Source organism: Mycolicibacter algericus DSM 45454 (assembly GCF_002086455.1).
Classification (GTDB): Bacteria; Actinomycetota; Actinomycetes; order Mycobacteriales; family Mycobacteriaceae; genus Mycobacterium; species Mycobacterium algericum.
The window spans coordinates 43,398-54,346 of sequence record NZ_MVHC01000025.1; the positions used below are offsets into that span (position 1 = coordinate 43,398).

The window sequence follows — 10,949 nt, forward strand, 5'->3', positions numbered from 1 at the left end:
ACGGGTGAGCTGATGCCCAGGGTCAGCGAGGATCACCTGGCGGCCCGGCGCCGCCAGATCCTCGATGGCGCGCGGCGGTGCTTCGCCGCCTACGGCTACGACGGGGCCACGGTGCGCCGTCTGGAGCAGACGGTCGGGCTGTCGCGGGGGGCGATCTTCCATCACTTCCGCGACAAGGACACGCTGTTCTTCGAGCTGGCCCAAGAGGACGCCGCGCAGATGGCGGAGGTGGCCGCCCGCGAGGGCCTGATCGGCGTGATGCGGGACATGCTGGCCGCCCCCGAGCAGTACGACTGGCTGGCCACCCGGCTGGAGATCGCGCGCAAACTGCGCCATGACCCGGAGTTCAGCCGCGGCTGGGCGGAGCGGTCAGCCGAATTGTCCGCTGCCACAACGGATCGGCTGAATCGGCAGAAGCAGGCCGGCCGGCTGCGCGACGACGTTCCCGCCGACGTGCTGCATACCTATCTGGACCTGGTGCTCGACGGCCTGGTGGCACGGCTGGCCTCCGGCGAGGACCCGCAGCGGTTGTCCGCGGTCCTCGACCTGGTGGAGGCTTCGGTGCGGCAGCGCTGATGCGCCGCTAACGCGACCGGGTGCGATGATTGGGCCCGCCGCGGCTGCGCATCGCGACACCCGACTCCCGCAGCATGCTGTGCACGGAGCCGTACGATCGCCCGGTGGACGCCGCCAGGCTGCGGATGCTGGCCCCGCCCTCGTAGGCGTTGCGCAACTCGACCAGCTGCCGGTCGCGCAGGTTGTCCGGCTTCGTCGTCGCCACGTCCCCTCACCATCCCCTCGCTGAGTCAACGGCTTCAGCGTAAGAAGGCGTCGGCGAAACCGGGCGAGTTTTGCTGAAATCCCGGGGATCCGGTGCGGCACGGCCTGCGGTGGTTCAGGCCAGCTCGATCAGATCACGGTAGTCGGCCGACCAGTGGTCCTCGGTGCCGTCGGGCAACAACACCACCCGCTGCGGGTCGAGCGCCTCGGCCGCCCCCGGGTCGTGGGTGACCAGCACGACGGCCCCGGTGTAGCTGCGCAGCGCGTCGAGCACCTGTTCCCGCGAGGCGGGATCGAGGTTGTTGGTCGGCTCGTCGAGCAGCAGCACATTGGCGGTGGAGGCCACCAGCCCGGCCAGCGCCAGCCGGGTCTTCTCACCGCCGGACAGCGTGCCGGCCGGCTGGTCCAGCTGCGCGCCGGTGAACATGAACGCGCCCAGCAGTCCGCGCAGATCCTGCTCGGAGGTGTCCGGTGCGGCATGAACTGTGTTCTCCCACACCGTCGCTGCGTTGTCGATGGTGTCGTGTTCCTGGGCGAAGTAGCCGATCTTGCAGCCGTGTCCGGGCTCAAGGCGGCCCGCGTCGAGGGTTTCCACGCCGGCCAACACCCGCAGCAACGTGGTCTTCCCGGCGCCGTTGAGGCCCAGCACGACCACCCGCGATCCCCGGTCGATCGCCAGGTCCACGCCGGAAAACACCTCCAGCGAGCCGTACATCTTGGTCAACCCGCTGGCCATCAACGGGGTCTTCCCGCATGCCGCCGGCGTCGGGAACTTGATCCGGGCCACCTTGTCGGCGACGCGTTCCTCGTCCAGTGCCGCCAGCATCCGGTCGGCTCGCCGCAGCATGTTCTGCGCCGCAACGGCTTTGGTGGCTTTGGCACCCAGTTTGGCCGCCTGGGTGCGCAGCGCGGCGACCTTACGTTCGGCGTTGGCCCGTTCCCTGCGGCGCCGCTGCTCATCGGTGGCCCGGGCGTCGAGGTACTTCTGCCAGCCCATGTTGTAGACGTCGGCCTCGCCGCGCACCGCGTCGAGGAACCACACCCGGTTGACCACGTCGGCCAGCAGATCCACGTCGTGACTGATCAGCACCAGTCCCCCGCTGTGGCCCTTCAAGAAGTCGCGCAGCCAGCCGATCGAGTCGGCGTCGAGGTGGTTGGTCGGTTCGTCGAGCAGCAGCGTGGTGTCCGAGCCGGCGCCGCCGGAGCCACCCTCGCCGGCGGCGAACAGGATGCGGGCCAACTCCACTCGGCGGCGCTGGCCGCCCGACAGGGTGCGCAGCGGCTGCGTCAGTACCCGCTCCGGCAGACCCAGGCTGGTGCAGATCCGGCCCGCTTCACTCTCGGCGGCGTAGCCGCCCAGCGCAGCGAACCGCTCCTCGAGTTGGCCGTAACGGCGGATGGCGCGGTCGCGCTCGGCGTCGTCGACGACTTCGGCCATCAACACCTGCTGCTTCTCCAGGTCGGCCAGGATGGTGTCCAGACCGCGGGCCGACAGCACCCGGTCTCGGGCCAGCACCTCGAGATTGCCTTCGCGCGGATCCTGCGGAAGGTAGCCGACCTCGCCGGTGCGGGTGATGGTGCCGGCGTAGGGCTCGCCTTCGCCGGCGAGGATGCGCAGCGTGGTGGTCTTGCCGGCGCCGTTGCGGCCGACCAGTCCGATCCGGTCGCCGGGCTGCACCCGCAGCACCGAGTCCACCGAGTCGAGCAGCGTGCGCGCTCCTGCGCGGACCTCCAGGCCCGTTGCGGTGATCACGAGCGCATACTCCTGAGCTACTTGTCGTCGGTGAAGGCCGGTGGGCGCTTCTCGGCGCGCGCAGCGACGGCTTCCTCGAAATTGCTGGTCAGCAGGCGCACGTAGAGCTGTCCGAGCCCTTCGGCCTGCATGTGCCCCTCCAGACTACCGGCGTCGAGTCCGCTCCATAGCGTCCGCTTGGTCAGTTCGGTGCCCGGCCGGGAGAAACCGGCGATCCGCTCGGCCACCTCGTAGCAGGTGTCCAGCAACGCTGAGGGCTCCACCACCTGGGAGACCAAGCCGATTCGCTCCGCCTCGGCGGCGTCGACGTCCCGGCCGGTGAGCATGATCTCGAACGCCCGCGACGCCCCGATCGCACGCGGCAGCAGGTAGCTCAGCCCCAGTTCGCTGGCCGTGAGGCCGTTGTTGATCCCGGCCGCCCGGAAGTAGGCGCCCGTCGCGGCGATCCGGATGTCGGCTGCCAGGGCCAGGCAGAGCCCCCCGCCGATGGCCGCGCCGTTGACCGCCGCGATCACCGGCTGGTGCAGTCGTCGAAGCCCCAGGATGATGTCGTCGAGCAGTTCCATCGACCGCAACCCGAAACTGGGCCGAGTCAGCCCGGCCACGTGCGGCACCGAGCCGGCGGACTTGTGGTCGGCGCCCGAGGAGAACCCCCGGCCCGCGCCGGTCAGCACCACCACCCGCACCGAGTTGTCGTAGCCGATCTGCCCCAGCACCTCGCGCAGCGGCACCATGACGTCGAACGCCATCGAGTTCATCCGCTCCGGGCGGTTCAGCGTGATCAGCGCGACCTGCGGGCGCGGGCGGTCGACGACGACGAATTCCGAGCCGGACTCAGCTGTAGCCACGAATGCACGCTATCGCGTGCCGCGCCTCAGACCTGGTCGGGCTTGTCCTGCTCAGCAGCCTGCGCGGCCAATGCGGCCTCCACATCGAGGTCCTTGACCTGCTGGACCAGATGCTCGAGTGCCGCCGGGGGCAGCGCACCGGCCTGGTTGAAAACCAGCGTGCCCTTCTTGAACGCCATCAGGGTGGGGATGGACCGGATCTGGGCGGCGGCGGCCAGCTGTTGTTCGGCCTCGGTGTCGACCTTGGCGAAGACCACGTCGGGGTGGTTGTCCGAGGCGGACTCAAACGTCGGCGCGAAGGCCTTACACGGCCCGCACCAGGAGGCCCAGAAATCGACCAGCACGATGTCGTTGTCGGCGATGGTTTCTTCGAATTTCGCTGCGGTCAAGTCTTGAGTTGCCATGATTGGGCCAACGCCCGGGCCTCCCGCGGTGTTCCCGGCCACCGCCGGGAAAATGCAGCACCGCTTCACAGCGGGCTCACAGCGCAGAGCTAGCTGCCCGCTAACTCGACCATTGACGGTGGTAACACGTATCCGACGGCACACTGCCGCGGACGTCGACGATCGGAGAAATACTGATGCCCGCCCGCCCCAGCACTTCCGCACCGGCGATCCGCACGCTCACCGGCGCCGCCGCGCTCTTCGCCGCCGCACTGATCCTCCCGTCCCCGGCACACGCCCAGGGCGACCGCGTCATCGGCCCGGTCACCTCGGTGTCGGGTAACACCTTCGAGGTGGGCCAGCCGGCCGGCACGGCCAAAGTCACCTGGACCGACAGCACCCGGGTCTTCGAGTCGGTGCCCGCGCAGCTCGGCGAGATCACCGCCGGCACCTGCATCAAGGCCGGCGCCGCACCCGACAGCGGCCCCGCCGACAGCGGTGCGATCACCGCGAAGTTCGTGTCGATCAGCACCGCGGTCGACGGCAAGTGTCCGCAGCGGCCCGCCGCGGCGGCCGACGCCCCGGCACCCCCGAAGCCGCACCGTGGCGTCCGCGGTGCCGTGGAGTCCGTCGCGGGCAACACGCTGACCGTCGCCGGCCCGGAGGGTCCGGTCACGGTCACCGTCAACGACGACACCACCGTCCGGCGGAAGGTCGCGGTCAGCGCGCCGTCGATCAGCACCGGAAAGTGTGTCGCGGCTCGCGGCGACAAGGACGCCGAGGGCGTGCTGCAGGCGACCAAGGTCACCGTGTGGAACAGCAACGGTGGTGACTGCCCGCAGCCGGGAGCGTAACGGCAGAAGCGGCGATCGCCAACCGCTGCAGGAGGGGCGGGCTGCCCGGATTTTCTTCGGGCAGCCCGCCCCCAACCAATCTCAATAACCGCCTCGAAAGCAGTGCCGAAGGCCAATCACCGGCACTATGGGGAGAACGTCAACCGCTGTTGAAGACGACATCCCCGAGAGGTGAGGCAATGATGATCCCGGGCGTAGCCACTGTCGTCGGTGGTATCACCGGTGGCGCGGCGCAGGTGCTGCGAGCGGGCATGAACAGTGCCGCCGAAAGCACCTCCTGGTTGCGTGACGGCGCCACCGGCACCATGCAGGCGATCCTGGGCCCGGTGGTCGAGTCGGTCAGCCAGACCGCCGGGCGCTTCCTGGGCGACTCCGGCACCGGCACAGCGCTGCCGGTGCGCTGGCGTAGCGGGCGCCGCGTGCACTTGGACTTGGAACGGCTGCTGCCGTTTTCGCGCTGGTACGAGCACGCCGACACCGTCGAACAACCGGTCCGCAACATTCCCGGCGTGGCCAGCGCCCACATCGAGAGTGCGCTGGGCCGGCTGGTGGTCGACCTGGCACCGGGCGCCGACAGCGACCGGGTGCTGCGCGCGGTCTGCGACACCGTGACCGCGGTAACCAAGGAGCTGGACCGCCCCCGTGGGCGATCCGCACCGCGCACCGCGCCGTTCGCCGATCCGGGAAACCCGCTGGCGCTGCTGGTGCCGCTGACCGCGGCCGCGATGGACGTGGTGGCCATCGGCGCCGCGGTGACCGGCTGGGTGGGCAAACTACCGGTCGCCCCGCTGGCAGCCCGCGGCGCCGCCGCCGTGGTCAGCAACCAGCCGCGCATCGTGTCGATGCTGGAATCACGGCTCGGTCGGGTCGGCACCGATCTGGCGCTGGCCGCCTCCACCGCCGTGACCAATGGGCTCACCCAGGCGGTAGGCACCCCGCTGGTGGATCTGGCCCAGCGCGGCCTGCAGATCTCCGAGGCCGCCGCACACCGGCGGCGCTGGGAAGACCGGGAACGGCAGCTGGCGTCGCCGCGACGACCGCAGGCCGCGGTGGTCCCGATCATCTCCTCGGCCGGGGCCGGCTCGCACACCTCCCGGCACAACTCGGCGGCCACCGCCGCCGGTGAGGCCTCGCACGTGGTCGTCGACGGCGCCATCGACTCGGCCATCGACACCGCCAAGGGGTCGATGTCCGGGCCGGTGGAGGAGTACGCCGACCAGGCCGCCAACGCCTCGCTGATCGCCGCCGCGGGCGCGCTGCTGGCCGGCGGGGGCGCCAACGAAGCCGCCGGCGCGGTGCTGGCCGGTGTTCCCAAGGGCGCATACCTGGGCCGGCAGGCGTTCGGCGCGGTGCTCGGGCGTGGCCTGGCCGACGCCGGGCAGCTGGTGTTGGACCCGGGCGCACTGCGCCGGCTGGACCGGGTCAAGGTGATCGTCATCGACGGGGCGGCACTGCGCGGGGACGCCCGCGCGGTGCTGCACGCCCGCGGCGACCTGCCCGGCTGGGACGAGGACCGCGTCTACGAGGTCGCCGACGCCCTGCTCCACGGCGAGCAGGCCCCCGACCCGGACCCCGACGAGCTGCCGGCCACCGGCGCCCGGCTGCGCTGGGTCCGCGCCCAGCCGTCGGCGGCTCCGGTGCAGGGCCTGGAACGTGCCGATCTGGTCGTCGACGGCGAGACCGTCGGCCGGGTCAAAGTCGGCTGGGAGGTCGACCCGTTCGCGGTGCCACTGCTGCAGACCGCGCACCGCACCGGCGCGCGGGTGGTGCTGCGCCATGTGGCCGGAACCCAGGATCTGACCGGCAGCGTTGCGGCCAGCCATCCCCCCGGCACCCCGCTGTTGAAGCTGGTCCGCGAACTGCGGGCCGACCGCGGGCCGGTGCTGCTGATCAGCGCGCTGCACCGCGACTTCGCCTCCACCGACACGCTGGCCGCGCTGGCCATCGCCGATGTCGGGGTGGCGCTCGACGACCCGCAGGCGGCCACCCCGTGGACCGCCGACATCATCACCGGCACCGACCTGGCGGCCGCGGTGCGGATCTTATCGGCGCTGCCGGTGGCTCGGCACGCCAGCGAAACGGCGGTGCGGCTCGCCCAGGGCGGCAGCACCCTGGCCGGGTTACTGCTGGTGGCCGGCGACCCGCGCGGCACACCGGGCCCGCTGGCGCTGCGGCGCTGGCTCAACCCGGTCAATGCCGCCGGGGCGACCGCACTGGTCACCGGCACCCTGTCGGCGCGCAAGGTGCTGCGCCAGCCCGATCCCACCCCGCAGCCGTTGACCGCCTGGCATGCGCTGGATCCCGAGATCGTCTACTCCCGGCTGACCGGTTCGGCACGGCCGCTGGCCGTTGAAATCGGTGCCCCGACCTGGCGTCGCACCTTGGAGGACATCGCTGATCACCCCGCGCTGGCACCGCTGCGGGGCCCGGCCACCCGGGTGGGCAAGCTGCTGATCGCCACTCGCGAAGAGCTCGCCGATCCGCTGACCCCGATCCTGGCGGTCGGCGCGGCGGCGTCGGCGATCTTCGGCAGCAACATCGATGCCCTGCTGGTCGCCGGCGTGATGGCCGCCAACGCCCTGGTCGGAGGCGCGCAACGGCTACGCGCCGAAGCGGCGGTCGCCGAACTCTTCGCCGAACAGGACACGCTGGCCCGCCGCGTGGTGCTGCCGCCCGTCGCCACCACGCAGCGTCGCCTGGAGGCGGCCCGCAACGGCCGGCGCACGGTCACGCTGACCGCGAAATCGCTGCGCCCGGGCGATGTCATCGACCTGGCCGCCCCCGATGTGGTGCCTGCTGATGCGCGGCTGCTGACCGCAGAGGACCTCGAGGTCGACGAGTCGCTGCTCACCGGTGAGTCGCTGCCGGTGGACAAGCAGGTCGACCCGGTGGCCGTCGGCGACCCCGAACGGGCCAGCATGCTGTTCGAGGGCTCCGCGATCGTCGCCGGGCACGCCCGGGCGATCGTCGTCGCCACCGGTGCGGGCACCGCTGCGCGCCGGGCACTTTCGGCGATCGCCGACGTCGACACCGCGGCCGGGGTGCAGGCCCGGTTGCGCGAGCTGACCACCAAGGTGTTGCCGTTGACGCTGGCCGGCGGTGCCGCGGTCACCGGCTTGGCGCTGCTGCACCGCGCATCGCTGCGCCAGGCGGTCGCCGACGGGGTGGCGATCGCGGTGGCCGCCGTTCCCGAGGGCCTGCCGCTGGTGGCCACCTTGGCTCAGTTGGCCGCCGCTCAGCGGCTGTCCAAACACGGGGTGCTGGTGCGCACCCCGCGCGCCGTGGAGGCGCTGGGCCGCGTCGACACCGTGTGTTTCGACAAAACCGGCACCTTGACCGAGAACCGTCTCACGGTGGTGCGCTCGGTGCCGCCGACGGCCACAGCCGCAGACACCGGCAGCCTGGACGCCCGGACGCTGCGGGCCGCGGCGCGGGCCTGCACGCAGCCGCGCGACGGCCAGGGCCACGCCCACGCCACCGATGAGGCCATCCTCACCGCGGCGGCTGCACTGGCCGACTCCGGTGGTTCAGCGAGCCTCGACGAAGGAGAGGCGAAGCTGGGACCGCCGCATGAATCAGCTGATTCGGGGTGGACGGTGCTGGCCGAAGTGCCGTTCGAGTCCAGCCGCGGCTACGCCGCCACCATCGGGCGAACCGATACCGAGCCCCCGATGCTGCTGCTCAAGGGCGCTCCGGAGGTCGTCTTGCCGCGCTGTGAGTTCGCCGACCCCGACGGCGACTACGAACGGGCCGAGGAGCTGGTGTCCGGTCTGGCCGAGCAGGGGTTGCGGGTGCTCGCGGTGGCTCAACGCCGTTGGAATGGACCGACCGCCGAGGAGTCCGACACCGACGCCGACGCCGTCGACGCCGCCGCGCACGATGTGGAGTTGCTCGGCTTCGTCGGGCTGGCCGACACCTTGCGGCCGTCGGCGCGACCGCTGATCGAGGCGCTGGTCGAGGCCAACCACAAGGTGGTGCTGATCACCGGCGACCATCCGGTCACCGCACGGGCGATAGCCCGGCAACTGGGCCTGCCGCCGGACGCCCCGGAGGTCACCGGGGCCGAACTGGCGGTGCTCGACGAGGAGGGGTTCACCAACCTGGCCGCCGGCGCGCAGGTGTTCGCCCGGGTCACCCCCGAGCAGAAGGTGCAGATCGTCGCCGCGCTGCAGCGCAGCGGGCAGGTCACCGCGATGGTCGGCGACGGCGCCAACGACGCCGCGGCGATCCGGATGGCCGACGTGGGCGTCGGCGTCAGCGGTCGCGGCTCGTCGGCGGCGCGCGGGGCGGCCGACATCGTGCTCACCGAAGACGATCTGGGGGTTCTGCTCGACGCCTTGGTCGAGGGCCGCGGCATGTGGACCGGAGTGCGCGATGCGGTCGGCGTCTTGGTCGGCGGCAACGTCGGCGAGGTGCTGTTCACCATCATCGGGACCGCGCTGGGATCCGGACGAGCGCCGGTCGGCACCCGGCAGCTGCTGCTGGTCAATCTGCTCACCGACATGTTCCCCGCGCTGGCAGTGGCCGTCACCCCGCAGTACCCGCAACCCGACGACACCGACGCGCAACCCGACCGGGCGGAGGAGGAAGCCGAACGCGCCCACCAGCGGGCGATCCTGTCCGCGCCGGCGCCCTCGCTTGACACCTCGCTGATGCGCCACATCATCACCCGCGGCGCGATCACCGCCGTCGGTGCGACCGGCGCCTGGGCGATCGGGCGGTGGACGCCGGGCACCGAACGACGCACCGCGACAATGGGTTTGACCGCACTGGTGGGCACGCAGCTGGTGCAGACGCTGTTGACGCGACGGCACAGTCCACTGGTGGTGGCGACCGCACTGGGCAGCGCGGTGGTGCTGATCGGCATCGTCCAAACCCCGGGCATCAGCCAGTTCTTCGGATGCACACCGCTGGGGCCGGTGGCCTGGGCCGGAGTGGGCGCCGCCACGGGCGCGGCCACCGCCCTTTCGGTGTTGGCGCCCACCCTGGTGGCGAACACCATCGGGCTCGCCGACGTCGATCCCGGTTAGCGGCCCCGCGGCAAGACCGCCCCTCTGCCGACATCGCCTGAAGTCGCGGCGAATCGCACAATAGCGCACGCCGCTGCTATACTGTGCGGCATGGGCACAGCCTTGGACACGCTGCTGGCCAAGCACCACGTCGATCTGACCAGCGATGAGGTCCTCGGCGAATTGGATGCCGCATTCTCCGCGATTCCCGGCCCTGACGCCGCTCCCTTGGCGGCATCGGAAGTGGAATTCCTCCGCCGGCATAGCGGCGCCGCCGAGGTGATCGATGGCTGGTCGGCCGGCCGAGAGCGCGGCCACCGCTCTCGCAACGCGGTGCGCGAGCTCGCCCAGACCCTGGCCGGGTCGGTCACGATAAAAGAGGCCGCCGCCATGCTCGAAGTGGACCGGTCGCGGGTATCACGGCGCATCACTGCAAACACGCTGTGGGCGTTCGACTTCCGGGGCAGTCGGCGCATCCCGCGCTGGCAGTTCCTCGACGACGGGCTGCTTCCCGGTCTGGACACCATTGTTGCGGCGATACCGGCCGGCGTCACTGCAGCGGCGCTGGATGCGTTCATGCGCACCGCCCAACCGGATTTCGATGACCGCACACCGATCGACTATCTTGCAGCCGGCGGCGACCCCACCCTGATCGCAGGTTTTGTCGCTGATCTCGACCGCTGGTGAACCCGCGTCCCAAACCGAAGGCGCCCCACGCGCCGACGCAGCCGCTGATCTACCAGCCTGACGACGTCATCGACCACGCCGGTGTGCTGTGGCGAGTTCACCGCACCACCGGGGCACACGTGTTGCCGTGGAATGCGTTTCGACGCTATGGCCCGCTTCCGTCGATGCGGTGGGAGCCACATCCCGACGCGAAACCGGGTCAGCATGTCGATGGCGTGCTGTACACGACCGCCGACGTTGAAACGGCGCTCGCCGAAGTCTTTCAAACCACCCGGCTGATCGACACCCGCGCCGGCGCGCCTCGACTCACCGCGTGGGAGCCGAAGCGTCCGCTGCGACTGCTGGATCTGTCGCGAACATGGCTGATCCGCAATGGCGCTGCCGCGGCGCTGACGGCGGGCTGTTCACGTCCCCGGCGGTGGTGTAAGTAGGGGCGGCGTGTCGGTCCTGATGTAGGGGGCCATCGCGGGAGTCTCTGTGGTGAAACGACCAAGGATCACTACCGAGAGGAACACCGCGATGGCCCTGGATCAGTCTGCCTTGCTGGAGGTGCTCGATGCACTGCGCACCGCCGATGCCGGTGAGCGAATCACCCAAGCCGCCGAAACCATCTACCAGGCCCTGATCGAGGCGGA

The 10,949-nt window shown here is 71.0% G+C and carries 9 protein-coding genes; 5 read left to right on the forward strand and 4 right to left on the reverse strand.

What is annotated here, in order from left to right; all coding sequences use genetic code 11:
- The first annotated feature begins 12 nt into the window (after positions 1–12).
- Positions 13–576, forward strand: a complete 564-nt coding sequence (locus BST10_RS17860; RefSeq protein ID WP_083039527.1) for a TetR/AcrR family transcriptional regulator — start codon at positions 13–15, stop codon at positions 574–576.
- A gap of 7 nt (positions 577–583) precedes the next feature.
- Here BST10_RS17860 and BST10_RS17865 read toward each other — a convergent pair whose 3' ends face one another.
- From BST10_RS17865 to trxA, 4 genes are all read right to left on the reverse strand, one after another.
- On the reverse strand, positions 584–757 hold the full coding sequence (locus BST10_RS17865; RefSeq protein WP_205277472.1) for a helix-turn-helix domain-containing protein: 174 nt from the start codon (positions 755–757) through the stop codon (positions 584–586).
- 138 nt (positions 758–895) lie between these two features.
- Entirely contained in the window at positions 896–2,533 is a 1,638-nt protein-coding gene (locus BST10_RS17870) for an ABC-F family ATP-binding cassette domain-containing protein (RefSeq protein WP_083039531.1), read from the reverse strand.
- A gap of 17 nt (positions 2,534–2,550) precedes the next feature.
- Positions 2,551–3,381, reverse strand: a complete 831-nt coding sequence (locus tag BST10_RS17875) for an enoyl-CoA hydratase (protein WP_083039533.1) — start codon at positions 3,379–3,381, stop codon at positions 2,551–2,553.
- Positions 3,382–3,407: 26 nt separating this feature from the next.
- Positions 3,408–3,785 (reverse strand): thioredoxin, encoded by a 378-nt coding sequence (trxA, locus tag BST10_RS17880; RefSeq protein ID WP_083039536.1) that lies wholly within the window; start codon positions 3,783–3,785, stop codon positions 3,408–3,410.
- 176 nt (positions 3,786–3,961) lie between these two features.
- Between trxA and BST10_RS17885 the strand changes: the two genes are divergently transcribed.
- The 4 genes from BST10_RS17885 to BST10_RS17900 all read left to right on the forward strand — a co-directional run bounded on the left by BST10_RS17885 (position 3,962) and on the right by BST10_RS17900 (position 10,745).
- A complete protein-coding gene (locus BST10_RS17885) occupies positions 3,962–4,618 on the forward strand; it encodes a DUF5666 domain-containing protein (RefSeq protein ID WP_083039538.1) in 657 nt (218 codons plus the stop codon).
- A gap of 179 nt (positions 4,619–4,797) precedes the next feature.
- Positions 4,798–9,648: a cation-translocating P-type ATPase gene (locus BST10_RS17890; protein ID WP_083039540.1), complete on the forward strand. Its 4,851-nt coding sequence runs from the start codon at positions 4,798–4,800 to the stop codon at positions 9,646–9,648.
- 102 nt (positions 9,649–9,750) lie between these two features.
- Positions 9,751–10,314 (forward strand): helix-turn-helix domain-containing protein, encoded by a 564-nt coding sequence (locus BST10_RS17895; RefSeq protein WP_242665674.1) that lies wholly within the window; start codon positions 9,751–9,753, stop codon positions 10,312–10,314.
- Complete coding sequence (locus tag BST10_RS17900) at positions 10,311–10,745, forward strand: RES domain-containing protein (RefSeq protein WP_083039546.1); 435 nt, start codon at positions 10,311–10,313, stop codon at positions 10,743–10,745. The genes BST10_RS17895 and BST10_RS17900 overlap by 4 nt, the downstream gene beginning before the upstream one ends.
- Positions 10,746–10,949 lie beyond the last annotated feature (204 nt).